This window comes from Burkholderia sp. MSMB1498 (genome assembly GCF_001526245.1).
GTDB lineage: Bacteria > Pseudomonadota > Gammaproteobacteria > Burkholderiales > Burkholderiaceae > Burkholderia > Burkholderia savannae.
The window spans coordinates 221,541-246,913 of record NZ_LOYJ01000124.1 but is presented as its reverse complement, the minus strand read 5'-3'; the positions used below and the strand labels follow the sequence as shown (position 1 = coordinate 246,913).

19 protein-coding genes are annotated in these 25,373 nt (G+C 69.2%); 13 read left to right on the top strand and 6 right to left on the bottom strand.

The window, feature by feature from the left end; translation table 11 throughout:
- Positions 1 to 245: 245 nt before the first annotated feature.
- A complete protein-coding gene (prpR, locus tag WS91_RS30040) occupies positions 246 to 2,267 on the bottom strand; it encodes a propionate catabolism operon regulatory protein PrpR (protein ID WP_059671569.1) in 2,022 nt (673 codons plus the stop codon).
- Positions 2,268 to 2,484: 217 nt separating this feature from the next.
- Between prpR and prpB the strand changes: the two genes are divergently transcribed.
- The 4 genes from prpB to prpF all read left to right on the top strand — a co-directional run bounded on the left by prpB (position 2,485) and on the right by prpF (position 8,629).
- Positions 2,485 to 3,378: a methylisocitrate lyase gene (gene prpB / locus WS91_RS30035; RefSeq protein WP_038744230.1), complete on the top strand. Its 894-nt coding sequence runs from the start codon at positions 2,485 to 2,487 to the stop codon at positions 3,376 to 3,378.
- 63 nt (positions 3,379 to 3,441) lie between these two features.
- Complete coding sequence (gene prpC, locus WS91_RS30030; protein ID WP_059671560.1) at positions 3,442 to 4,614, top strand: bifunctional 2-methylcitrate synthase/citrate synthase; 1,173 nt, start codon at positions 3,442 to 3,444, stop codon at positions 4,612 to 4,614.
- Between the two features lie 73 nt (positions 4,615 to 4,687).
- Positions 4,688 to 7,282, top strand: a complete 2,595-nt coding sequence (gene acnD, locus WS91_RS30025; protein ID WP_059671559.1) for a Fe/S-dependent 2-methylisocitrate dehydratase AcnD — start codon at positions 4,688 to 4,690, stop codon at positions 7,280 to 7,282.
- A 156-nt stretch (positions 7,283 to 7,438) separates the two neighbouring features.
- Positions 7,439 to 8,629 carry a 2-methylaconitate cis-trans isomerase PrpF gene (gene prpF / locus WS91_RS30020; RefSeq protein WP_059671558.1) on the top strand — a complete coding sequence of 397 codons (1,191 nt, stop codon included), beginning with the start codon at positions 7,439 to 7,441 and terminating at the stop codon, positions 8,627 to 8,629.
- 574 nt (positions 8,630 to 9,203) lie between these two features.
- On the opposite strand, the gene WS91_RS30015 is transcribed toward prpF, so the two are convergent.
- Positions 9,204 to 9,647 carry a PaaI family thioesterase gene (locus tag WS91_RS30015; protein WP_038754684.1) on the bottom strand — a complete coding sequence of 148 codons (444 nt, stop codon included), beginning with the start codon at positions 9,645 to 9,647 and terminating at the stop codon, positions 9,204 to 9,206.
- A gap of 13 nt (positions 9,648 to 9,660) precedes the next feature.
- Positions 9,661 to 10,185, bottom strand: coding sequence for a hypothetical protein (locus WS91_RS36535; protein WP_156432562.1), 525 nt, complete (start codon positions 10,183 to 10,185; stop codon positions 9,661 to 9,663).
- A 380-nt stretch (positions 10,186 to 10,565) separates the two neighbouring features.
- On the opposite strand from WS91_RS36535, the gene WS91_RS30005 reads away from it, so the two are divergent.
- From WS91_RS30005 to WS91_RS29985, 5 genes are all read left to right on the top strand, one after another.
- Entirely contained in the window at positions 10,566 to 10,757 is a 192-nt protein-coding gene (locus WS91_RS30005) for a DUF1843 domain-containing protein (RefSeq protein ID WP_038754687.1), read from the top strand.
- A 90-nt stretch (positions 10,758 to 10,847) separates the two neighbouring features.
- Entirely contained in the window at positions 10,848 to 11,486 is a 639-nt protein-coding gene (locus WS91_RS30000; protein WP_038754690.1) for a DUF1842 domain-containing protein, read from the top strand.
- A gap of 52 nt (positions 11,487 to 11,538) precedes the next feature.
- Positions 11,539 to 12,129 carry a DUF1842 domain-containing protein gene (locus WS91_RS29995; RefSeq protein WP_038754693.1) on the top strand — a complete coding sequence of 197 codons (591 nt, stop codon included), beginning with the start codon at positions 11,539 to 11,541 and terminating at the stop codon, positions 12,127 to 12,129.
- Between the two features lie 78 nt (positions 12,130 to 12,207).
- Positions 12,208 to 13,671 (top strand): GDL motif peptide-associated radical SAM/SPASM maturase, encoded by a 1,464-nt coding sequence (locus WS91_RS29990; protein ID WP_038754696.1) that lies wholly within the window; start codon positions 12,208 to 12,210, stop codon positions 13,669 to 13,671.
- Positions 13,672 to 13,840: 169 nt separating this feature from the next.
- Positions 13,841 to 15,454, top strand: a complete 1,614-nt coding sequence (locus tag WS91_RS29985) for a methyl-accepting chemotaxis protein (protein ID WP_038754699.1) — start codon at positions 13,841 to 13,843, stop codon at positions 15,452 to 15,454.
- A 288-nt stretch (positions 15,455 to 15,742) separates the two neighbouring features.
- Here WS91_RS29985 and WS91_RS29980 read toward each other — a convergent pair whose 3' ends face one another.
- Positions 15,743 to 17,365, bottom strand: coding sequence for an MFS transporter (locus WS91_RS29980; protein ID WP_226383185.1), 1,623 nt, complete (start codon positions 17,363 to 17,365; stop codon positions 15,743 to 15,745).
- Positions 17,366 to 17,496: 131 nt separating this feature from the next.
- Between WS91_RS29980 and WS91_RS29975 the strand changes: the two genes are divergently transcribed.
- Positions 17,497 to 18,378, top strand: coding sequence for a LysR family transcriptional regulator (locus tag WS91_RS29975; protein WP_059671556.1), 882 nt, complete (start codon positions 17,497 to 17,499; stop codon positions 18,376 to 18,378).
- A gap of 455 nt (positions 18,379 to 18,833) precedes the next feature.
- Here WS91_RS29975 and WS91_RS29970 read toward each other — a convergent pair whose 3' ends face one another.
- On the bottom strand, positions 18,834 to 19,937 hold the full coding sequence (locus tag WS91_RS29970) for an AGE family epimerase/isomerase (protein WP_038754705.1): 1,104 nt from the start codon (positions 19,935 to 19,937) through the stop codon (positions 18,834 to 18,836).
- Positions 19,938 to 20,045: 108 nt separating this feature from the next.
- Here WS91_RS29970 and WS91_RS29965 point away from each other — a divergent pair, with 108 nt between their 5' ends.
- The 3 genes from WS91_RS29965 to WS91_RS37035 all read left to right on the top strand — a co-directional run bounded on the left by WS91_RS29965 (position 20,046) and on the right by WS91_RS37035 (position 23,273).
- Entirely contained in the window at positions 20,046 to 20,741 is a 696-nt protein-coding gene (locus WS91_RS29965) for an MgtC/SapB family protein (RefSeq protein WP_038754708.1), read from the top strand.
- 97 nt (positions 20,742 to 20,838) lie between these two features.
- The gene (locus tag WS91_RS29960; RefSeq protein ID WP_156432560.1) at positions 20,839 to 22,926 is read left to right on the top strand and encodes a hypothetical protein; all 2,088 of its coding nucleotides are present in this window, start codon (positions 20,839 to 20,841) and stop codon (positions 22,924 to 22,926) included.
- A 191-nt stretch (positions 22,927 to 23,117) separates the two neighbouring features.
- Positions 23,118 to 23,273 (top strand): hypothetical protein, encoded by a 156-nt coding sequence (locus tag WS91_RS37035; protein WP_162836180.1) that lies wholly within the window; start codon positions 23,118 to 23,120, stop codon positions 23,271 to 23,273.
- A gap of 309 nt (positions 23,274 to 23,582) precedes the next feature.
- Here WS91_RS37035 and WS91_RS29955 read toward each other — a convergent pair whose 3' ends face one another.
- On the bottom strand, positions 23,583 to 24,785 hold the full coding sequence (locus tag WS91_RS29955) for an MFS transporter (RefSeq protein ID WP_082758420.1): 1,203 nt from the start codon (positions 24,783 to 24,785) through the stop codon (positions 23,583 to 23,585).
- Between the last annotated feature and the right edge of the window lie 588 nt (positions 24,786 to 25,373).

The following is a 25,373-nucleotide window of genomic DNA, read 5'->3' as shown; positions in this document are numbered from 1 at the left end:
AGACGCGAGACGCGAGACGCGAGACGCGAGACGCGAGACGCGAGACGCGAGACGCGAGATGCAAGTCGCAAGTCGCAAGTCGCAAGTCGCGAGATGCGAGATGCGAGATGCGAGACGCAAACCGCAAACCGCAAACCGCAAACCGCAAACCGCAAACCGCAAACCGCAAACCGCAAACCGCAAGAACCGAAGCGAAAGCGCTTCGCCGCAAGTTCCCGGTTGCGCGTCACACGCCGCCGCCGCGCTTACCGCTGCCGCGCTTTCCCTTCGTCGGCGGCGAGCTTGCGCCACAGCGTCGTCTTGCTGATGCCGAGCATCGCGCACGCGCGATCGCGATCGCCGCCGCATGCGTCGAGCGCGGCGCGGATTTCGTCGGCTTCCGCGCGCCGGCGGCGTTGCACGAGCGTCAGGCCTTGCGCGGCGTCATCGTCGCCACCATCGCCTGCATCCGCGTTGCCGCCGCGCTCGCCTTGGCCGCCCGCCGCGAACGCGTCGCTCGCGAGCACCTCGGGCGCGATCGCGCGCAGCGTGTCCACGCTCGCCGCCGCGTCGCCGCGCTCGTCGGCATCGGCGAGCTCCACCGCGATCCGCTCGATCACGTTTTGCAGCTCGCGCACGTTGCCGGGCCATTGATAGCGGCTCAACGCCGCGTTCGCCGCCGCGAGCGCGCGCGCCGCGTCGTGCGCGTCGCGTAGCCTGTCCGCGAGCCGCGGCTCGCGTTGCGCGGCCTGCGCGAGCAGCGTCGCGGCGAGCGCGGGAATGTCGGCCGCGCGTTCGCGCAGCGGCGGCAGCCCGATGTTCAGGATGTTGAGCCGGTAATAGAGATCCGCGCGGAACGCGCCCGCCTCGACGGCCGCGAAGAGCGGCCGGTGCGTCGCCGCGACGACGCGTATGTCGATCGGGATCGGCTCGGTCGAGCCGACGCGCACGACCTCGCGCTCCTGCAGCACGCGCAGCAGCCGGCTTTGCAGCGACGGCGGCATCTCGCCGATTTCGTCGAGAAACAGCGTGCCGCGATGCGCGGCCTCGAAGAGCCCCGCCTTGCCGCCGCGCCGCGCGCCCGTGAACGCGCCTTCCTCGTAGCCGAACAGCTCGCTCTCGAGCAGCGCTTCCGGAAACGCGCCGCAGTTCACGGCGACGAACGGATACTTGCGGCGCGCGGACAGCGCATGCAGGCTCTGCGCGATCATCTCCTTGCCGGTGCCGCTTTCGCCGAGGATCAGCACGGTCGCGTCCGATTTCGCGTAGCGCCGCGCGAGATCGCGCGCGTGCGCGATCGCGGGCGACGCACCGACGACGTCGTCGAGCCGGTAGCGCGCGGTGAACTGCTGCGCGTGCTGATGCGAGCGCAGCGTGCGGTCGAGCCGCTCGACCGCGCGCGATTCCTGGAACGTCAGCACGCTGCCGGGCGCGCCGCCGCTCGCGGCGAGCGGCCCGCGATGCACGACGTAGCGCACGCCGCGCAAGGTCGCGAGCGTGTCGCCGTCGGCCGCGCGCAGCGTGCGCAGCTCGGGCGTCAGCTCGTGCAGCGCGCGGCCGACGGCGGCCGACGGCTCGACGCCGAGCGCGAGCGCGAGCCGCTCGTTGATCGCCTCGACGCGCCCGTCGCCGTCGAGCGCGACGACGCCGTCGCGCAGATGCTGCAGCAGGTTGTCGAGGCGCTCGCGGCGCAGCGCCTCGGCGTGCGTCGCGTGCGCGACCTCGAGCGCGGTGTTGACGGCCGCGCGCACCGACGCGTGCGAGTACACGAACACCGCGCCCATCCCGACGTTCGCGGCGAGATCGGTGACGAGCCCCGGCCCGACGACGGTCTCGATGCCGCGCTCGCGCATTTCGAGCACGCGCGTTTCCGCTTCCTGCGCGCTTTGGTACGACGCGAACACGACGTCGAGCCCGTACGCGGCCACGAAGCTGCGCACCTCGGGCGGCGTTTCGCCGTAGCTGACGAGCGCGATCCGGCTCGCGTCGCGCCGCGCGCGGGCGAGCGCGTGCATCACGTCGAAGCCGGTCGGATTGACGAGCACGACGGGCACGCGCACGCGCGCCTTCAGGTAGGTGCCGTTCGAGCCGGCCGCGACGATCGCGTCGGGCCGCTCGCCGCCCGCCGTCGCGAGCGCGGTGATCGCTTCCTCGTAGCCGCGCGCGACGATCCGCAGGTCGGCGCGCTCTTCGTATTCGTCGGCGATGTCGCGAAAGAGGGCGCGCAGCCGGCTGATGCCGACCGCCCAGACGCGCGGGCGCACGCCGGTTTCGGGTAGGGTGCTCATGATCGAGACCGAAAGGCCGGGCGCGCGCGGCGCTCGGCCGGATGGATGACGATTCGCATTATCGCGCGCTGATTTCAAATATGGAATTTCAATTTCGAAATTGAAATTGTCCGACATGAGCGGCGAGCGCGGATTGCGCGCAGAATCAGCAGCTTAGCGGCCGGCGATCGGCCTGGCCCGGACCTTGCTCTTGACGAGCATCTTTCAGGAGGAGTCGATGGGCAACCCACAACTGATCAGCGCCGGCGCGAAGTTCCGCGCGGCGGTCGCGGCCGAGCAGCCGCTGCAGGTGGTCGGCGCGATCACCGCGTACGCCGCGAAGATGGCCGAGGCGGTCGGCTTCAAGGCGGTGTATCTGTCGGGCGGCGGCGTCGCCGCGAACTCGCTCGGCATTCCCGATCTCGGCATCAGCACGATGGACGACGTGCTCGTCGACGCGAACCGGATCACCAACGCGACGAACCTGCCGCTTCTCGTCGACATCGATACCGGCTGGGGCGGCGCGTTCAACATCGCGCGCACGATCCGCTCGTTCATCAAGGCGGGCGTCGGCGCGGTGCACCTCGAGGATCAGGTCGGCCAGAAGCGCTGCGGCCACCGTCCGGGCAAGGAATGCGTGCCGACGGGCGAGATGGTCGACCGGATCAAGGCGGCCGTCGACGCGCGCACCGACGAGACCTTCGTGATCATGGCGCGCACCGACGCCGCGGCGGCCGAGGGCATCGACTCGGCGATCGAGCGCGCGATCGCGTACGTCGAGGCGGGCGCGGACATGATCTTCCCCGAGGCGATGAAGACGCTCGACGATTACCGCCGCTTCAAGGAAGCGGTGAAGGTGCCGATTCTCGCGAACCTGACCGAGTTCGGCTCGACGCCGCTCTTCACGCTCGACGAGCTGAAGAGCGCGAACGTCGACATCGCGCTGTACTGCTGCGGCGCGTATCGCGCGATGAACAAGGCCGCGCTGAACTTCTACGAGACGGTGCGCCGCGACGGCACGCAAAAGGCCGCGGTGCCGACGATGCAGACGCGCGCGGAGCTGTACGAGTATCTCGGCTACTACGCATACGAAGAGAAGCTGGACCAGCTCTTCAGCCAAGGCCGGAACTGAAGCGCGGATGCGCGCGAGCACCGAAGCAGGGAATCACGGATTCGAACCCAGGAGAGTATAAGGATGAGCGAGACGAAGGAAGCGGCGGCGACGAACGCCGCGGGCGGTTTCAAGCCGAAGAAGTCGGTTGCGCTGTCGGGCGTCGCGGCGGGCAACACGGCGCTGTGCACGGTCGGCAAGACCGGCAACGATCTGCATTACCGCGGCTACGACATTCTCGACATCGCCGGCTCGAGCGAATTCGAGGAGATCGCGCACCTGCTCGTGCACGAGACGCTGCCGAACGTCACCGAGCTGGCCGCGTACAAGGCGAAGCTGCGCGCGATGCGCGGGCTGCCCGCGAACGTGAAGGCGGCGCTCGAATGGGTGCCGGCGTCCGCGCATCCGATGGACGTGATGCGCACGGGCGTGTCGGTGCTCGGCACCGTGCTGCCCGAGAAGGACGATCACAACCTGCCGGGCGCGCGCGACATCGCGGACCGGCTGATGGCGTCGCTCGGCTCGATGCTGCTGTACTGGTATCACTATTCGCACAACGGCCGCCGGATCGAAACGGAAACCGACGACGATTCGATCGGCGGACACTTCCTGCACCTGCTGCACGGCAAGACGCCGTCGAAATCGTGGGTCGACGCGATGCACACGTCGCTGATCCTGTACGCGGAGCACGAGTTCAACGCGTCGACGTTCACGGGCCGCGTGATCGCCGGCACGGGCTCGGACATCTATTCGTCGATCACGGGCGCGATCGGCGCGCTGCGCGGGCCGAAGCACGGCGGCGCGAACGAGGTCGCGTACGAGATCCAGAACCGCTACCGCACGCCTGACGAAGCGGAAGCCGACATCCGCCGCCGCGTCGAGAACAAGGAAGTCGTGATCGGCTTCGGCCACCCCGTCTACACGATCTCCGATCCGCGCAACAAGGTGATCAAGGAAGTCGCGCGCAAGCTGTCGAAGGAAGCGGGCGACCTGAAGCTCTTCAACATCGCCGAGCGGCTCGAATCGGTGATGTGGGAGATCAAGAAGATGTTCCCGAACCTCGACTGGTTCAGCGCGGTGTCGTACCACATGATGGGCGTGCCGACCGCGATGTTCACGCCGCTCTTCGTGATCGCGCGCACGTCCGGCTGGAGCGCGCACATCATCGAGCAGCGAGTCGACAACAAGATCATCCGCCCGAGCGCGAACTACACCGGGCCGGAAGACCTGAAGTTCGTGCCGATCGAGAAGCGCTGATCGGCGGCATCCGGCGGCCGGGCGCGACGCCCGGCCGTTTCGCGACGATCGTTACCCAGTCTGTCCCCACGCAATGAACACTGCCAACCGCAAACCCCTGCCCGGCACGTCGCTCGATTATTTCGACGCGCGCGCCGCCGTCGACGCGATCAGCCCGGGCGCGTACGACACCCTGCCGTACACGTCGCGCGTGCTCGCGGAGAACCTCGTGCGCCGCTGCGACCCGGCGATCCTCGCCGATTCCCTGAAACAGCTCGTCGAGCGCAAGCGCGAACGCGATTTCCCGTGGTTCCCGGCGCGCGTCGTGTGCCACGACATCCTCGGCCAGACGGCGCTCGTCGATCTCGCGGGCCTGCGCGACGCGATCGCGGAGCGCGGCGGCGATCCGGCGAAGGTGAATCCGGTCGTGCCGGTGCAACTGATCGTCGATCACTCGCTCGCCGTCGAATGCGGCGGCTTCGATCCGGACGCGTTCGCGAAGAACCGCGCGATCGAGGATCGCCGCAACGAGGATCGCTTCCACTTCATCGAGTGGACGAAGAAGGCGTTCGAGAACGTCGACGTGATTCCGCCCGGCAACGGCATCATGCACCAGATCAACCTGGAGAAGATGTCGCCCGTGATCCAGGCGCACGACGGCGTCGCGTACCCGGACACCTGCGTCGGCACCGACAGCCACACGCCGCACGTCGACGCGCTCGGCGTGATCGCGATCGGCGTGGGTGGCCTCGAGGCGGAGAACGTGATGCTCGGCCGCGCGTCGTGGATGCGCCTGCCGGACATCGTCGGCGTCGAGCTGACGGGCAAGCGCCAGCCCGGCATCACCGCGACCGACGTCGTGCTCGCGCTCACCGAATTCCTGCGCAAGGAAAAGGTGGTCGGCGCGTATCTGGAATTCCGCGGCGAGGGCGCGAAGAGCCTCACGCTCGGCGATCGCGCGACGATCTCGAACATGGCGCCCGAATACGGCGCGACGGCCGCGATGTTCTTCATCGACGGGCAGACGATCGATTATCTGCGCCTGACGGGCCGCAGCGACGAGCAGGTGAAGCTCGTCGAAACCTACGCGAAGGCGGCGGGCCTGTGGGCCGATACGCTCGCCAACGCGCAATACGAGCGCACGCTGACGTTCGATCTGTCGAGCGTCGTGCGCAACATGGCCGGCCCGTCGAACCCGCACAAGCGGCTGCCGACGTCGGACCTCGCCGCGCGCGGGATCGCCGGCCAGTGGGAGGAGAAGGCGGGCGAGATGCCCGACGGCGCGGTGATCATCGCCGCGATCACGAGCTGCACGAACACGAGCAACCCGCGCAACGTGATCGCCGCGGCCCTGCTCGCGCGCAACGCGAACGCGCGCGGCCTTACGCGCAAGCCGTGGGTGAAGAGCTCGCTCGCGCCCGGCTCGAAGGCGGTCGAGCTGTATCTGGAAGAAGCGAACCTGCTGCCGGAACTCGAGAAGCTCGGCTTCGGCATCGTCGCGTTCGCGTGCACGACCTGCAACGGGATGTCCGGCGCGCTCGATCCGAAGATCCAGCAGGAGATCGTCGAGCGCGACCTGTACGCGACGGCCGTGCTGTCCGGCAACCGCAACTTCGACGGCCGCATCCATCCGTATGCGAAGCAGGCGTTCCTCGCGTCGCCGCCGCTCGTCGTCGCGTATGCGATCGCCGGCACGATCCGCTTCGACATCGAGAAGGACGCGCTCGGCCACGACCAGGACGGCAAGCCCGTCACGCTGAAGGACATCTGGCCGACCGACGAGGAGATCGACGCGATCGTCGCGTCGAGCGTGAAGCCCGAGCAGTTCCGCCGCGTCTACGAGCCGATGTTCGCGCGCGCGGCCGACGCCGGCGAGCGCGCGGCGCCGCTGTACGACTGGCGGCCGCGGAGCACGTACATCCGCCGCCCGCCGTACTGGGAAGGCGCGCTCGCGGGCGAGCGCACGCTGCAGGGCATGCGAGCGCTCGCCGTGCTCGGCGACAACATCACGACCGACCACCTGTCGCCGTCGAACGCGATCCTGCTGGACAGCGCGGCCGGCGAATACCTCGCGAAGATGGGTCTGCCGGAAGAAGACTTCAATTCGTACGCGACGCACCGGGGCGACCACCTGACCGCGCAGCGCGCGACCTTCGCGAACCCGACGCTGATCAACGAGATGGCGGTGGTCGACGGCGCGGTGAAGAAAGGCTCGCTCGCGCGCGTCGAGCCGGAAGGCAAGGTCATGCGGATGTGGGAAGCGATCGAGACTTACATGAATCGCAAGCAGCCGCTGATCGTCGTCGCCGGCGCCGACTACGGCCAGGGCTCGTCGCGCGACTGGGCGGCCAAGGGCGTGCGGCTCGCGGGCGTCGAGGCGATCGTCGCGGAAGGCTTCGAGCGCATCCACCGCACGAACCTGATCGGCATGGGCGTGCTGCCGCTCGAGTTCAAGCCGGGCACGAACCGCACGACGCTTCGCATCGACGGCACCGAGACGTTCGACGTGATCGGCGGGCGCACGCCGCGCGCGGATCTCACGCTCGTGATCCATCGCGGGAGCGGCGAGCGCGTCGAGGTGCCCGTCACGTGCCGGCTCGATACGGCCGAGGAAGTGTCGATCTACGACGCGGGCGGCGTGTTGCAGCGCTTCGCGCAGGACTTCCTCGAATCGTCGAAGGCGGCGTAACGGTGCGGTGACGCGCGTTGCCGGGCGATGCGGCGACGCGCCGCCTTGCGGGGCCGTTCGCCGCGCGCGGGCGGCCCCGGCCCACCTGCATTGCATGAGATCGGAGTCGGTGCCGAAGCACTCGCTCCGATCGATCGACACAGGACATCACGAACCATGGCTCACCTCCCTCAAATCAGGATTCCCGCGACGTACCTGCGCGGCGGCACCAGCAAGGGCATGTTCTTCCGCCTGCAGGATCTGCCCGAGGCCGCGCAAAAGCCCGGCGCCGCGCGCGATGCGCTGCTGATGCGCGTGATCGGCAGCCCCGACCCGTACGGCAAGCAGATCGACGGGATGGGCGGCGCGACGTCGAGCACCAGCAAGACGGTGATCGTCGCGAAGAGCGCGCGTCCCGATCACGACGTCGACTACCTGTTCGGCCAGGTGTCGATCGACAAGCCGTTCGTCGACTGGAGCGGCAACTGCGGCAACCTGTCGGCGGCGGTCGGCCCGTTCGCGATCGCGGGCGGGCTGATCGATCCGGCGCGCGTGCCGGAGAACGGCGTCGCGATCGTGCGGATCTGGCAGGCGAACATCGGCAAGACGATCGTCGCGCACGTGCCGGTCACGCGCGGCGCGGTGCAGGAGACGGGCGACTTCGAGCTCGACGGCGTCACGTTCCCGGCCGCCGAAGTGCAGCTCGAATTCATGGACCCGGCGGCCGACGAGGAGGGCGCGGGCGGCGCGATGTTCCCGACCGGGAATCTCGTCGACGATCTGGAGGTGCCCGGCGTCGGCACGCTGAAGGCGACGATGATCAACGCGGGCATTCCGACGATCTTCGTCGACGCGGCGACGATCGGCTACACCGGCGCCGAGCTTCAGGACGCGATCAACGGCGATGCGAAGGCGCTCGCGATGTTCGAGACGATCCGCGCGCACGGCGCGCTGCGCATGGGCCTCATCGCATCGCTCGACGAAATCGCGACGCGCCAGCACACGCCGAAGGTTGCGTTCGTCGCGAAGCCGGCCGACTACGTCGCGTCGAGCGGCAAGCGCGTCGCGGCCGCCGACGTCGATCTGCTCGTGCGCGCGCTGTCGATGGGCAAGCTGCATCACGCGATGATGGGCACGGCGGCCGTGGCCATCGGCACCGCGGCCGCGATTCCGGGTACGCTCGTGAATCTCGCGGCGGGCGGCGGCGAGCGTGAGGCCGTGCGCTTCGGGCATCCGTCGGGCACGTTGCGCGTCGGCGCGGAGGCGAAGCAGGCGGGCGGCGAGTGGGTCGTCACGAAGGCGATCATGAGCCGCAGCGCGCGCGTGCTGATGGAAGGCTTCGTGCGGGTGCCGGGCGACGCGTTCTGACGCTTCGGCGCTTGGACGGGGCGATGACCGGGCGTTCGGGTGGTTAGTCGTGGCGCTGTTTCGATGATCGGGTGCTTCGGCGTTTTGACGTTCCTGCTTTCCGATGCCCGGAAGCTCCGATGCTCGAAGCTCGAAGCTCGAAGCTCGAAGCTCGAAGCTCGAAGCTCGAAGCTCGAAGCTCGAAGCTCGAAGCTCGAAAGTTCCGGAGTTCCTTGAATTTAGTGCTTCAAAGCTTCGACGTGCGGGCGGTTCGCCATCCGGGCGCTTCCGCGTCCCGATGCTGCGGTGATCTGAAGCTTCCATGATTTGGCATCCCGACGATCGCGCATGGTGGTGATCCGGGATGCCGCTATTCCGATGTTCGGCGCGACCGCTTTGCAACGGCGGATTCGCTGCCGTACCGTGCGCCACCCAAGCCACCCAAGCCACCCAAGTCACCCAAGTCACCCAAGTCACCCAAGTCACCCAAGTCACCCAAGTCACCCAAGCCGCGTGCCGTCTTCCACGCTCGCCCCGCCGTTTCACGCGGCCGACGAGGCCGCTCGCCTCCCCGCACGCGCAGCTTGCCGACGCGCTACGCCTTTTCTTCGACCGCACCCGGCTCGCGCCCGTCCCCGACACGGTTGATCGTGCCCTGAGCGACCGCGACGAGCCGTTCGTGATCGCCGTCGATCACGAACACGTGGCACTGGCAGGTCGCCTGATTCCGTCCCGCGTAAATCAGCTTCGCGCGCGCGATCAGCGTGCCGACGACGGCCGGGCGCAGGTAATTGATCTTGTATTCGCTAGTGACGACGCGCGGACCGAGCGCGAGCGCGCCGGCGAACGTCAGCGCGTTGTCGGCGAGATAGCTGATGACGCCGCCGTGGACGAAGCCGTACTGCTGCCTGAGCTCGTCGCGGATCGGCAGGCGCAGCGATGCCTCGTCGCCGCCGATGTGCACGAGCTCGGTGCCGAGCAGCATGCTGAAGGGTTGCGCGCGCAGGGCGCCGCGCGCGTGGTCCACGATGTCGGTCATCGACGTTCCTTCGCTATCGATTGAATTGATACGTTGAACAATGCGGTGCGATGCGCGCGCCGCCGATGCAATCCGGCTCTTTGCGCTCCACTCTAGGAAGGGGGCGGGCGATACGCAAGGAAATTCGTCGTGCCGGCGCACTATTGGCGGGGTTCGTTCGCCGAATCGCGCCGAAGCCGTGCCGAATCGCGCCGAAGCCGCGTTTGGCGGCGCGAAACCGGGGCATGCTCGAAGGCGGCGGCTCCCGACAATGCTGCCGCGGCTGGCGGCTGGCGGCTGGCGGCTGGCGGCCGGCGGCCGGCGGCCGGCGAATGGCGGTTGGCGAATGGCGGCGCGCGGCGCGCGGCGTGCTGCGTGCGGTGCGATGCACGGCGCGCGGCTTGCGATGCGCGATGCGCCGGCGCATCGTCGGACCGATGCCGAGCGGGGCGTCGGTCGCTGCATCGATCGCCGGCAGTTCGCCGGCAGTTCGCCGGCGGATCGCGCGCCGAGCCCGCGCCGACCGCGCGATGCAACGCTCGAGCCGAGCGTTGCGCATGCCTGGCGCCGGGCCGCTCGCTCCGCAGGCTCGGCATTCGGCAGACCACTACCAGTTTTGGTAGATAGCGAAAGCGCGCAGGCGACCTAACCTTAGTACGCAGACCCGCCGACGACGCGCAAGCGTCCCGCCTGACGGGCGTACGGAGACAACCGCGTTACCGCCGCAGAACAACGACGCGCCTGTTCAGAAGGACAAGTAATGGCAAATCACGGGCGGCAAGCGGCACGGCGCGGGACGCCGTGTCGCCGCATGGCGAGAAACGCGTCATTCATCGACGAAACTCCCGATCCTGCAGAACCACGACAGCCAGACGCATATCGCCGGTTGCAGGAGAGGGCACGGGGCTGTCGGCCATCGTCATTTTCAACGAGGAAATCATGAGTCAAGCACACGGTCATCCGATCACGCCGTATGGCGTGGCGATCCATCAGGCGATCGCCGGCGGCGATCTCACGCAGATGAAGTCGCTGCGCAAGCAGGCACAGACGCTGCTGAGCGAACAGGGCAACCTGGCCACGGCGCTCGAGCTGCTCGAGATCGAAATCGCCAAGCTCGAACAACGGAAGTAGCCGCGAGAGCGCCGCTTCGGCGCGCCGTTTCGCCGCGGCGGCGTTTCAGTGTTTCGTCGTCGTTCAACCACCCGCATCAAGGAGGCTCACATGTCCGAAGATCTTCGTGTCGGTTTGTTTCCGGTTCGCTACATCGTCGGCACCGGGCTGCCCGGCGCGCCGCAGCTCGTGCTCAATCTGGTGGTCGACACGGTCGACCATAGCGTCGTCGGCACCGCGACGATCTCGCAGGCCGTGAATCCGCCGCTCAACTTCCGCGCGGACGTCTGGGGCACCTACGTGTTCCGGCTCGGCCCGCCGCCGCGTCGCGACGGCCGCGGCGCGATCGTGCAGATCTCGCTGCAGGGCAACCAGGGCGGGCCGCACTCGAATTCGATGATCACGTTCTTCGGCGAGCTGCTGCTCAAGGGCGACGGCAAGACGGGCGTCGCGTCGTATCGCTATTACTCGAACGGCACCTGGCACGAAGTCGAGAACGTACCGGTCAAGGCCGATCCGGAAGTCGTGCCGCTCGAGCCCGGCCCGGTCATTCGCGAATCGTCGCGCACCCCTTACGGGCCGGTGCCGCTGTACGGGGTGACGATCCAGTATGCGGCCGCGTCCGGCGATCTCGCGCACATGAAGACGCTCGCCGCCTACGCGCGCCAGCAGCTGGAAAGCCGCGACGACATCGCGTCCGCGCTCGGCGCGCTGAAGGCGGAAATCGCCAAGCTCGAAAGCCGGCAGTGAGCGGCGCGGGCTTGCATCGACATCGTTCGTACATCTTCGTGGAGCTAACGTCATGGCTACTACCGGTCTGTTTCCCGTCCAACTTCGCGTCGCGACGCCCAATCTCGGCGCGCCGGTCCTCTGGTTGTATCTGCTCGTCAACGAAGTCGAGAAGATCGTCTCGGGCTTCGCACGCATCACCCAGCCGATCTATCCGCCGCTGCATTTCCGCGCACGCGTCACCGGGCAGTTCCATCTGATGAGGATCGACCCGCTGTCGCCGCCGATGATCGCGCTGAGCGTCACGGGCAGCCCGAGCGGTCCGGTCGCGCCGCAGGTGGTGATTCTGGAGTTCAACGGCTTGCTGACCGAGGACTGGCAGTCGGGTACGGCGAATTATCGCTACCTGCACGAAGGGCGCTGGCATTCGATCGAGCACGCGATCGTGTCGAAAGACAACTCGCTGATCCCGCTCGATCCGCCGCACGAGCACGTGGGCGTGCTGTACGGAGTCAGCCTGCAGGAAGCGCGGGCGTCCGGCGATCTGAGCCGGATGAAGGGGCTCGCGCAGCAGGCGGAGCAGCAACTCGCCGACCACGACGCGATTGCCGCCGAGCTCGACAAGCTCGAAGCGGAAATCTCGCGCCTGGAAGCGCGCCGCTGAGCGCGGCCGCGCGACTTGCCGCACGCGCGGGGGTGTTCCGCGCGTGCGGCGGCCACTGCCCCACGAGGAGACATCGACATGAGCACACTGGACGCGCGCCCGGCCCGCTACCTGGTCGACCGCGACTATCAACGCTTCGTCCCGGTTCATGCCGTTTGGGAAATCACGCTCGCCTGCGATCTCAAATGCCTGCACTGCGGCTCGCGGGCCGGCCGCCGGCGGACGAACGAGCTGAGCACCGCCGAATGCCTCGAGGTGATCGACGCGCTCGCGCGGCTCGGCACGCGCGAGGTGTCGATGATCGGCGGCGAGGCGTATCTGCGCAAGGACTGGACGCAGCTGATCCGCGCGATCCGCTCGCACGGCATGTATTGCGCGATCCAGACGGGCGGCCGCAACCTGACGCCGAAGCGCCTCGCGCAAGCGGTCGAGGCCGGCCTGAACGGCGTGGGCGTGTCGCTCGACGGGCTCGCGCCGCTGCACGACAAGGTGCGCAACGTGCCGGGCGCGTTCGATCGCGCCGTCGACACGCTGCGCCGCGCGCGCGACGCGGGCCTCGCGGTGAGCGTCAACACGCAGATCGGCGCGCAGACGATGGCGGACCTGCCCGCGCTGATGGACACGATCATCGAGCTCGGCGCGACGCACTGGCAGATTCAGTTGACGGTCGCGATGGGCAACGCGGTCGACAACGACGAACTGCTGCTGCAGCCGTACCGGCTGGCCGAACTGATGCCGCTCCTCGCGAAGCTGTATACGGACGGCCTGAGCCGGGGCCTGCTGATGAACGTCGGCAACAACATCGGCTATTACGGCCCGTACGAGCATCTGTGGCGCGGCTTCGGCGACGAGCGCGTGCACTGGAGCGGCTGCGCGGCCGGCCAGACCGTGATCGCGCTCGAAGCGGACGGCACCGTGAAGGGATGCCCGTCGCTCGCGACGGTCGGCTTCTCGGGCGGCAACGTGCGCGACCTGTCGCTCGAGGACATCTGGCGCACGAGCGAAGGCATCCATTTCGGCCGGTTGCGCTCGGTCGACGATCTGTGGGGCTTTTGCCGCAGTTGCTATTACGCGGACGTATGCCGCGGCGGATGCACGTGGACGTCGCATTCGCTGCTCGGCAAGCCGGGCAACAATCCGTACTGCCACTATCGCGTGCTCGAGCTGCGGAAACAGGGCCTGCGCGAGCGGATCGCGAAGGTGCAGGACGCGGGCCCGGCGTCGTTCGCGGTGGGCCGCTTCGATCTCGTGACCGAGCGCATCGAAGACGGCGAGCCGGTGTCGAGCATCGTCCGCTCGGGGCAGGTGATCGAGCTCGCGTGGAAGAACAGGGGCAAGCGCTCGCCGGACGTCGGGCGCGTGCCGCCGAGGCTGAAGCTGTGCCGCAACTGCGACGGCTACGTGTACCCGAGCGAGCGCACCTGCCCGCATTGCGGCAGCGACATCGAAGCGGCCGCGCGAGCCTACGAGCAGGAGACGCAGCGCCGGCACGCGCTGATGCAGGATCTGGAGCGCCTGCTGGGCCTGCCGGCGTCGACGTAGGGCGGCCCGCGCGGGCGGGCTCGCCCGCGCCTCGTTCGGCTCGCTCGGCTTGTCCGGCGGGCCTCGAGCGATCGAAGAGTCCCTACGCCGCATGCGTGATCGCTCAAGTCCGCCGCCGAAATGCCGCTAAAGCCAAGGCAGTATCTCTTCTTGGCTCTAACGGAAATTCATGTTCAGCAAAATCAAGCTCGCATCCGGGCTGCTCGGCGTGCTCGTCGTGTTCTGCCTGTTTCTGATCGCGGTCGAGGGGCTCGGCTTCTGGTCGCTGTCCGCGTCGCGCAGCAACGTCGACGATTTGTCCAACGTCGCGATCAAGCAGGTCGATGCCGCGACCGTCGCGACCCAGCACATGCTCGACGCCCGCACCAACCTGTCCCGCGCCAGCACGCGGATGGTGAAGGGCGATCCGATGCCCACCGAGACGCTCCAGCACGTGCGCGACCAGCTCACGCTCGCCGATCGCGCGTTCGCCGACTTCACCGCCGCGCCGACGATCAGCGCCGAGAACACCGAGCGCGCGGCGGCGCTCACCGACCGCTACCGCAAGTACCACGCGGCGCTCGTCGATCTCGTGCGGTTCCTCGAAACCAACAACATGCAGGCGTTCTTCGACCAGCCGACGCAGGAGATCCAGGACACCTATCTCGGCGAACTGCGCACGTTCTCGGACTTCAGCGGCCGGACGAGCCAGCACGCGCTCGGCATGATCGACACCGGGATGCGCTGGTTCGAGACCGTCGGCGTGGTGCTGCTCGTGCTGATGCTCGCGTGCATCGCCGGGATCTACGTCGTCGCGCGGCGCGCGGTGGTCGCGCCGCTCGCGCAGGCGTGCGTGCACTTCGACCAGATGGCGCGCGGCCGTCTCGACGAGAAGGTGACGCCGCACGGCGTCCATGAAATCGAGCGCCTGCTGCGCGGGCTCGCCGACATGCAGGCGAGCGTCGCGGGGACCGTGCGCACCGTGCGCAACGCGTCGAACGCGATCCACCTCGGCGCGGCCGAGATCGCGAGCGGCAACGCGGATCTGTCCGCGCGCACGTCGAGCCAGGCCGCGTCGCTCGAGGAAACGGCGGCGAGCATGGAGGAGCTGACCGCAACCGTGCGGCAGAACAGCGACAGCGCGCGCGCGGCGAGCGCGCTCGCCGACGATGCGTTGCAGACGACGAAGAACGGCGGCGCGATCGTCGACGACGTGATCGACAAGATGCACGCGATCGCGCACAGCTCGGGCCGGATCGCCGAGATCATCGCGGTGATCGACGGCATCGCGTTCCAGACCAACATTCTCGCGTTGAACGCGGCCGTCGAGGCGGCGCGCGCGGGTGAGGAAGGGCGCGGCTTCGCAGTGGTCGCGGGCGAGGTGCGCTCGCTCGCGCAGCGCAGCGCGCAGTCGGCGAAGGAGATCAAGGCGCTGATCGAGGAATCGGTCGCGCAGATCGACGGCGGCTCCGAACTCGTCGAGCGGGCGGGCGAGGCGATGCGCTCGGTGTCGGCGTCGATCGGGCGGGTCGCGCAGACGATGACCGAGATCACGGCTGCATCGATCGAGCAGAGCGCGGGGATCGAGCAGGTGAATCAGGCCGTCACGCAGATGGAGCAGTTGACGCAGCAGAACGCGGCGCTTGTCGAGGAAGTCGCGGCGGCGGCCGGGTCGCTGAACGAGCAGACCGAGCAGTTGCAGCGGTCGGTTTCGGTGTTCGAGCTGGGCGACGCGCGCGGACGCCGGCCGGCCGGCGCCGCGACGCGCGCCGATGCGGCCGAGCCGCGGCTCGCGGGCGCGTAGCGTCGAGCGAGCCGGGCGCGAGGCGCGAGGCGCGAGGTGCGAGGCGCGAGGTGCGAGGCGCGAGGTGCGAGGTGCGAGGCGCGAGGTGCGAGGCGCGAGGTGCGAGGTGCGAGGTGCGAGGCGCGAGGTGCGAGGCGCGAGGTGCGAGGCGCGAGGTGCGAGGCGCGTGGTGCGAGGCGCGAGGTGCGTGGTGCGAGGCGCGTGGTGCGTGGTGCGTGGTGCGAGGCACGTGAGCGGCACGGGCCTTGCCTCATCCGTCGCTCCGCTCGGGCCGCGACAGCGGCGCGTTCACGCGGCCCGCTTCGGCGTCGCGCCGACGAGCAGCCGCACCGCGACGGCCGCCGCGAGCGCGAATGCGCCGCTCACGCACAGCGCGACCGAAAAGCCGCTCGCGAAGCCGGACGGCGCGATCCGCGCGAGCGCCGCGCCGGCATGCGGCGAGAGGCTGCGTAACGCCTGCGCGAGGTCGCCCGCGAGCAGGCTCGACATGAAGCGCGCGTCGAGCGCGCCGAGCAGGTCCGGCGTGTGCGCGACGCGTTCGGCGAGCGCCGCGTGGGTCCGCGCGGCGAGCACGGCGCCGAGCACGCCGACCGACGTCACGATCGCGGAAAAGCGCGTCGTGGTGCTGATGCCCGACGCCATCCCGGTCCGCTCCGGCGGCACGCACGCCATGATCGCCTTTTGCGTGTCGCCGTTCAGGATGCCCGCGCCGCATCCGGTGATCAGCATGCCGAGCGCGACGAGGCCGTAATGCGACGCGCCCGCGAACGCCGCGGTCGCGAAATTCCCGATGCCGATCAGCGCGAGCCCGCAGCCGAGCACGGTCGCGGCCGGCGCGCGCGCCGACAGCGCCGCGCCGAGCGACGGCCCGACGACCATCGCGAGCGCGAACGGCAGCATGCCGAGCCCCGCGTCGATCGCGGACATCCCGAAGCCGATCTGCAGATAGAGCGGCAGGAAAGTCATCATCACCTGCGCGCACGCCGCGTAGCCGAACATCGCGAGCAGCGCGCCGACGAAGCGCGGTTCGCCGAACAGCGCGAGGTCGATCATCGGGCGCCGCTGCCAGCGCTCGACGCCGACGAACGCCACGACGAGCGCCGCGCTCGCCGCGAAGCGCGCGAGCGTGCCGGGCGCCGACCAGCCGAGCGACGGCGCGTCGATCAGCGCCCAGATGCCGATCGCGAGCGCCGAGCCGAACAGCACGCTGCCCGGCACGTCGATGCGCTTCGCGTGCGGGTCGCGCGATTCGTCGATCGTCGCGCGAACCGCCACGGCGAGCGCGATGCACACCGGCAGGTTCAGCAGGAAGATCCAGCGCCACCCGATCCATTGCGCGATCGCGCCGCCGACGAGCGGCGCGATCGTCGTCGCGATCCCCATGCACATCCCCCAGATCGCCCATGCGCGCGCGCGGTCGCGGCCGTCGGGGAAGCGGTTGGCGATCACGGCGAGCGCCGACGTGAGCAGCATCGCGGCGCCGACGCCCTTGACCGCGCGCGCGACGTTGAGGAACACGGCCGACGGCGCGAGCCCGCAGCCGAGCGACGCGACGAAGAACACCGCGAGCCCGGCGAGCAGCACGCGCTTGCGGCCCGCGCGGTCGGCGAGGCCGCCCGCCGGCAGCAGGCACGCGGCGAACGCGGTCATGTACGCGCTCACCACCCATTCGATGTCCGCGAAGCTCGCGTGGAACGTGCGGGCGATCGACGGCAGCGACACCGCGACGACGTTGGTGTCGAGCACGATCAGCGAGCAGGTCGCGGAGGCGGTCGCGAGCGCGCGCCAGGCGGTGCTGCGGTGCGCGCGCGGGGGCGCGGCGGAGCCCGGCGCGGCAATGGGCGCGGGGGCGGGCGTGATCGCGGGCGTGGGTGCGGCGGGCGACCCCGGCACATGAAGGATGGGCTCCATCGGAGCGGATCGAGAAGGCGAATCGTGCATGCCGGACACCGTGACGCGAAGGGAGAACGGCATGTTAGGCTGGTCGCCTATTGCACGTCATTGATATAGAAATTCATCTTTATTGCATCGTGGAGCAATAAATGGATCGCCTCGAACTGCGTCACGTCCGCGCATTTCTCTGCGTCGCCCGGCATTTGCACTTCGCCCGCGCGGCGGACGAGCTCGACATCGCGCCGCCCGCGCTGACGCGGCTCATCCAGGACGCGGAGCGGCTGCTCGGCGTGCGGCTGTTTCATCGCACGCGGCGCTCGGTCGCGCTGAGCGCGGCGGGCGCCGTGTACGTCGGCCAGGCCGAGGCGGCGCTCGCGCATCTCGCGCGCGGCCGGGAGCTGGCGGCGCTCGCCGAGCGCGGCGAGATCGGGCGGATCGAGGTCGGGTACGTGTCGTCGGCGGCGTACTCGGGCGTGCTGCAACGCACGATCGGCGCGTTTCGCGACGCGCATGCGGGCATCAGCGTGGACGTGCGGGAGGTCTCGATGGGCGCCGTCGCCGCGCAACTCGACGCGGGCACGCTCGACGTCGCGTACGTGCGTCCGCCGCTGCCGTTGCCGGACGGCGTGCTGACGCACACCGTGCATCGCGACGTGTTCGTCGCGGCGTTGCCCGCGCATTCGCCGCTCGCGGCGGGCGAATCGATCCGGCCGGCCGCGCTCGCGGGCGAGCGCTTCGTCGTGCCCGAGCAGGCGCTCGGCACGCTCGAAGTCGCGCGCCGCGGGCGTTTCGAGCCGATCGTCGCTGCGCGGCCGGGCGCGCTTGTCGCGGTGTTGGCGTACGTGTCGGTCAGCGGATTCGTCGCGGTCGTGCCGCAGGCGCTCGTCGGCTGCGTCTCGCTGCCGGGCGTCGCGTATCGGCCGATCGAGGGCAAGCCGATTCCGTCGGAAGTCGCGCTCGCGTACCGGAAGCACGAGAAGGCGCCTGCCGTGCGCGCGTTCGTGCGGTACGTGCGGCAGGCGACGCTTTAGCGGAGAGCCGAGTCGTGCGCGGCGGGGGATTCGGCGGTTGGGGGGATTCGTTTTCCGGGGCTCGATGCCGCGAGCTTGGGGGGCTCGGTTGGGAGCTCGGTTGGGAGCGCGGAATTCGGAACTTGCGGCTTGATGGTCGAGACGTGGAGCACGGAGCGCGAAACTCGGGGTTCAGGTTTCCGAACCGGGAACTCGGGACTCGGAGCCGGGTCCGGAGCTCGATGCTCGATGCTCGATGCTCGATGCTCGATGCTCGATGCTCGATGCTCGATGCTCGATGCTCGATGCGAGAGGCGCATGAACACACCTGCAGGCTTTGCGATATGAAATCGCGACTGCGCCGACGCAAATGCGCGGGCGCGCACGGCGGCGCGGCACATCGGCCTCTCGCGCCGAGGCGCCTTCGCCGCGCCCCGCGCCCCGCGCCCCGCGCATCAAGCATCAAGCATCAAGCATCAAGCATCCGCAGGCAGCGATGCGTACGCGGTCGCGAGGTGATACGGCGTCGTCGACGGCATGTCCGCGCGCGACACGTCGCCCTGCGCGGTCTTGCACTCGTACCAGCCGCGCGGATGCAGGAATCGCTCGGCGAAGCGGGCGATCTGACGGGCGAGCGCGTCCGGCTCGCCGCCGTGCGTCGCGAGCGCGCGCAGATATTCGGTCTGCGCCCAGATGCGCTGCGTGCCGTCGATGCATGCGCCGTGCTCGTCGGTCGCCGCGCGGACGCCGCCCGTGCCCGGATCGACGCCGTGCCGCTGCGCGAACGCGTACGCACGCGCGAGCGCGTCGGGCAGGCCCGTCGCCGCGAGCCGCGCGCCCGCCGCGTTGACGAGATAGAACCATTCGAACTGATGGCCGGGCTCGAAACGATTGTCGGCGCTGCCGAGCGGCAGCTCCGCGACGCAGCCGGTACGCGGATCGACGAACGTGCGCTCGACCGCCTGCGCGGTGCGCAGCAGCGCGTCGTCGAACGCGGCGTCGCCGAACGCGCGGCTCGCGGCGAGCCAGCCTTCCGTCAGATGCATCAGCGGATTCTGCAGCGGGCCGCCTGCCGTCGCGGCGAAGTCCTCGCCGCGTGCCGAATCGAGCAGCGCGCTGCCGGGCGCCGGCGCGAAGCGCTCGCCGATCAGCGCCGCCGTGCGCTGCGCGACCTCGCGCGCGTCGCGATTGCCGAACGCCGCGAAGTACTCGGCGCACGCGAACACGACGAACGCGTGCGTATACAGATCCTTGGTGCGATCGAGCGGCGCGCCCTGCGCGTCGACGCTGAAAAACCAGCCGTCGTGGCGAGGATCGCGAAAGTGGCGGCACAATGCGGCGAAGAGCGCGTGCGCGTGCTCGGCGTCGCCCGCGTGCGAGAACACGAACAATTGACGCGCGCACGCCATCGCGCGATAGCGGGTGACGGGCAGCGGCGCGTGCGTGTCCGGCGCGACGGCCTCGAACGGCAGTTGCAGCGCCTGGTTGAAGCCGGGCCCGCGCCAGAGCGGCAAGACGACTTGCGCGAAGTGGCGGCGCAACTGAGCGGCCTGGCCGGAAGCGGAGACGGGTGCGGACATGGCGAATGACGACGCGGTTGACGGTGGAAGAACGCGGCCCCGGACATGCGGGCCGAGCGGCAAGGATAAAGCATGCGGCCCGCCGCCGTCGAAAAAAGGAGAGTGCGGATGCTGAACAACGTCGAACTCATCATGCGGCTGATTCTCGCGGCGGCGCTCGGCAGCGTCATCGGCATCGAGCGCGAGCGACTTTCGTGGGCGGCGGGGCTGCGCACGCACATGCTCGTGTGCGTCGGCTCGGCGCTCATCATGATCGTGTCGGCGTTCGGTTTCGCCGACGTGCTGGGCGAGGCGCACGTCGATCTCGATCCGTCCCGGATGGCCGCGCAGGTCGTCTCGGGGATCGGCTTTCTCGGCGCGGGGTCGATCCTGCTGCGCGGCGAGATCGTCCGCGGGCTGACGACGGCGGCGAGCCTGTGGTCGGTCGCGGCCGTCGGGCTCGCGGTGGGCGGCGGACTGTACGTGGCGGCGATCGCGGCGACCATCATCATTCTCGTGATCCTCGCCGGCATCAAGCCGCTCGAGCGGCGCTACCTGACCGTGCGCCAGCGCCGTCATCTCGTGCTGCTGGTCGAGCGCGGCACGCTGACGTTCGATTCGCTGCACGCGGCGCTCGGCGTCGACAGCGCGCGCGTCAAGCGCTTCATCGTCCAGCAGAGCGAGGATGCGGCGGACAGCGACGAAGTGACGATCGCGCTTAGCCGCGTATCGGACGGCGAATACGAGAGCATGTGCGCGCGGCTGCGGCAATTGCCGGGCGTGAGGGGCTTCACCGAGCAGAAGAGCGGCTTGCCGGACGATTGAGGCACGGGATCGCGCGGCGGGCGTGAGACAATGCGGCCTTCCCGAAATTGTTCGCAGCACATGCCCGGCGCGCGTGCGGCGCGCCGCTGAACGATCCATGACCGATTCCGCAGCATTCTCACGTACTCGTTCCTCCCGTTCGTCCACGACCAGGCGGCGGCCGCGCGCCGCGGCGGCGAACGGCCGCGTGCAATCGCGCGCGGCGGTGCGCTCCGGTCGTGACGCGGCCTCGAGCGAAGCGTTTCGCGACGAGCACACGCTCGATCTGTTCGGCGCCGCCGCCGCGGGAGCGCGCGCGCAGACGGACGATGCGGCTGCCGGTTCGGGGGGCGACGGGAAGCGCGATGCGCAGGGGCGTGCGCAGCAAAGCAGTTTTGAGGGCTTCGATTCGCCGCGCGGCGAGGCCGACTTGCGTGCGGGGCATGCGCGGGACGCGGAGGGAGCGGCTCGTGGCGGGATGGCGGGCGGCTCGGCTGCTGGCGTGACGGTCGTGGAGGCGGCGGCCGATGCCGTGGCGGCTGATGATCGGGCAGGGGCTCGCGCCGATGCTCAGGCCGATGCTCGTACCGATGCTCACGCTGACGCTCGTACCGATGATCAGGCCAACGCTTGGGCCAATGATCAGGCCAACGCTCAGGCCAACACTCAGGCCAACGACGGGACAGCCAGCGCTCCAGCCGACGAATCGGCGGACCAGACGAAAACGGGCGTGTCGATGGCCGAGCCTGCCGACGAGACATCGGACGACGCAACGCGGAGCGCGTCTGCCGCGCCGCCGATCGCAGAAACGGCGGATGCCGTCGTCATGCCGCGTGCGGCGGGCGCGGCGACGTCGAACGCCAAGGCGGAAAGCGCGCGTCGCGCGCGTGAGACGGTGCGCGACGCCGAAAGCGTCGGCGAACGGGCGGATCTGCTGGGCGGATTCGCTGACAGCACGACCGCACATACGCAAGACGGCGCGCACGAGCGCTCCGCCGCCGAGACGACGGGCGACCGCCCGCAAGACAAGACTTCGGCGCATGAAGCGACAAGCACCGCAGCGAGTTCCATCGAGGCCGCATCGGCCGATGCGGCCCCTGGGCGGCGCGATGCATCCACCGTCGACATATCGGCCCCGGTGGCGCCGAACGTCGGCGCTGACGACGCGGCGGCCGCCCGGCCGCCCCGTTCGCGCCGTTCGTCTTCGCGTCGCGCGAACGGCAAGAAGCAGGCGGCCGAAAGCGGCACGCCTGCGCGCCGCACGCCTGAAGGCGATGCAGCTCGCGGCCAGGCGAGCGGAGGTCGAACCGTCACAGGCGAAGCGGCTCGAAGCCAAGCGTCGGCGGAATCGGTGCGGCAGGAATCGGTGCGGCAGGAATCGGCCGAACACGGCCGGGCCGCCGAAGCGGCCGCGAAGAAGCGCGCGGCGGATCGCGCGCCAACGAACCCAAAGCGAGCCGATTCGATCCCGGCGAATTTGCAGCCGGCATCGCCGGTTGCGATTCGAACGGCAAGCGCCGCGGCGCGCAGCGACGCCGCCGCGTCGGATGACGCACAGGCGCCGTCGCAATTGTCGAACGCGCGGCACGCAAACGGCAATGCGACGCCTGCCGCGTACGCATTCGGGGCGACGAACGGCGCCGGCGGCGTCGGTAATAGCGTCAGCAACGACAATTCCGACAATCCCGGCAATCCGCCCCATCCCCCCGCGACTGTCGCGCATTCCGGATCGCCCGCGTCTGGCGGAGCGTCGGCGTCTCCCGCACCCGATCGCCAGACGGCCGAGCCGCACGCGGCTCCCGCGCCGTCGAATGCGCCCGCCGCGCCGCTCGACCTCGACGCCCAGTTGCGTCCGCTCGCCGACCGCGTCCGCGCGCTCCAATCGGAAACTATCGATCTGCGACGGGCGGCCGATACGGAGATGCGCCGGGTCAACCGTCTGCTGCTCGCGCTCGCGGTGGTCGTGCTCGCGGCGATCGCCGCGCTGATCGTGCAGGCGATCCAGTCATCGCGGCAGCGTGATGAATATGCTGCGTTGCAGCAACGCATCGACCGACTCGTCGCCGCTCAGGCGACCCAGGAGGCAACGATCGCGACGCTGACCCAGCGCCAGGACGAGCTCGGCGCGCAGCTGGAACGCTTGACGACCCATCCTTACGGCGTCGCGACGCCGGCCAGGCGGCCACACCGAGGCCGCGGCCACTGATTGGAAAGGGACGGCTGGCCGATGCGGCGCGATGCCGCGCGCATGTTGCGAGAACGCGACGCGCCGGTTCCATTTGTGCGGAAAACGAACATTCCGCAGAGATTTTGCTGCGACGCACTAGCGAAATCTAGGGAAAACCCCTAGAATTTATCTAAGGGAAAACCCTAGACGCTAGCTGACAGGAGTCGCAAATGAGCCTCATCTTCGCACTGCTTCAAAAGATCGAAGACCTTTTCGCGTCGCCGCATCTGCCGCTCGACGCCGACTATTCGTACAAAGCCCGCCACGCCGAATCGGAGCGGGTGCGCAAGTCGCACGTCGCTCAGATCGGCCTGATCCGTCGCTGATTGACGCCGTCGGCGAGGTCGCGGCCCGTTCGCGCGTTCGCCAGCCGGCGGATGAGAAGCCGCATCCGGTGAAATGGCGGCCCGCGCCGGCAGGCACGACGCGCCCGGTCACGGCGAATTCAACGAACCGCCGCTGCGCCGAAAGCCGGCGGCGCAGCGCGCCTTTGCGCCAGCCGCGATCGACCGGCGTCTTTCGTCGCGTGCATCGCCGATCGCGCCGTGATGCGGCCGACGATCGATCGACGACGGTGCGGCAGCGGCCGCGCCAGCCTCGGTTCGAACCGCCGCGCGCCGCTTCTCGCTTGCAGCTCACTCGCCGCCTTGGTGGAGCGCAGCCTCGCCGCGATAGACCCTGATCGCCATCGCGATCGCGGCGAGGCTGCACACGACGCCGACGACGAACACCGCCGACGTGTCGGCGAATTTCGCGACCACGCCGGCAAGCGGCGCTGACAGGCCGATCGCGATGTCGAAGCATGCGTCATAGAAGCCGATCGCCATCCCGAAGTCGTGCCGCGCGATACCGCGAATCGCGACGAGCGCGAGCAGCGGATAAATCATCGACACGCCGAAGCCGCTCAGCGCGGCGCCGAGCATCGACATCGACGGGCTCGTCGACTGCCAGATCAGCAGTTGCCCGACTGCCTCGATCGACAACATCCCCACCGCCATCACGGGCGAGCTGTTCCTGTCCGTGCTCGAGCCGAGCAGCAGCCGTGCGCTCACGTAGCCGATCCCGAACGCGGACAGCGCATATTCCGCGCCCGACCAGCCCTTCTCCATGTATGCGATCGCCACGAACGACGTGACGGTCACGTAGCCGACGGTCGCGAGCCCGAACACGAGGCCGGGCCGCCAGATTTTCCGGATCGTCCGCAACGCGCTGCCCTTGTGACCGGCGGGCGCGGCAAGGTGCGCGTTCGGCAGCCGCACCGCGATGAGCAGGCCGATCAACGGAATGACCGCGGTCGCGAGCGCGACGATCGTGAAGCCGAACATCTCGTTGAGCGCGGCGGCGAGTGCCGCCCCGGCCGAAATGCCGGCGAACATCGCGATGCCGATCCACGAGAGCGCCTTGCCCGCGTTGCTCGCGCCGAATATGCCGATCGGCCAGGTGCTGCCGCCCGTGAACAGCAGGCCCTGCGCGAAGCCCATCGCGATCCGGCCGACGACGACGAGCGCGAGGCCGAGCGCCGGCGTCGCCGCGAATTCGCTGCCGACGAAGTAGAACGCGCCCGACGCGAAGCTGCCGATCAGGCCGATCGTCACGGCGATCTTGGGGCCCTTGCGGTCGGCGGTGACGCCGGCGAAGTGCCGCGTAAGCAGCGTCGCGACGGATTCGACGCCCATCACGAGCCCGACGACCGTCATTCCGTATCCGAGCTTCGCGTTGACGAATGCGGGGACAGATCCGAGCGGCATACCCATCGCCATCAGGCCGAGAAAGACGACCACTGCTATCGGAACGAAGCGGCTCAGGCGGGCCGGCTGCACCTCCATACATTCGCTCATCGATGTTCCTGTCGGAAAAAAAGCGTCGAGAAAACGCTCGCCGTGAGCGATCGCCTTCCATAAACGGACGCGTTGTGCAATGTCGTCGTTGTCGTGCCGACGCGCGGAGCCCGGTTTCCGACGGATTGTATCCGCTGCGGCGATTTTGTTCCGACGATTGATTCGCGCGGTGGAACGCTGCCGGTGTGACGGTTGAATTCGCGACGTCGAGGCCGTTTCGTCGGCGGACGGGCGGACGGGCGAGGAAAAGCGAGATCGCGTGGGAACGGGGCTAGACGGCGAACGAAGCAGCGAGCGAAGCAGCGAACGAGACAGCGGGCGAGGCAGTGAACGAGGCGGCAAACAAGAGGGCGGACGTGGCCGTGGGCACGGCGGGCACGCGGATCGCGCGAAGCGATGGGCGGAGACGCCGCCGGCGCGTTCGGCAAAAATGGGAAACGGACGGCCGCGTACCGAGCGCGCAAATCGACGCGCTCGAACACGATCGAGCCGACAGCGCGAACGCACGCATCCGGCGGCTCGCGAGCGAATTCCGATTCGCGCAATCTCCCGCCGCCCGCTACACTGGGTGATACACCGGCATCTTCG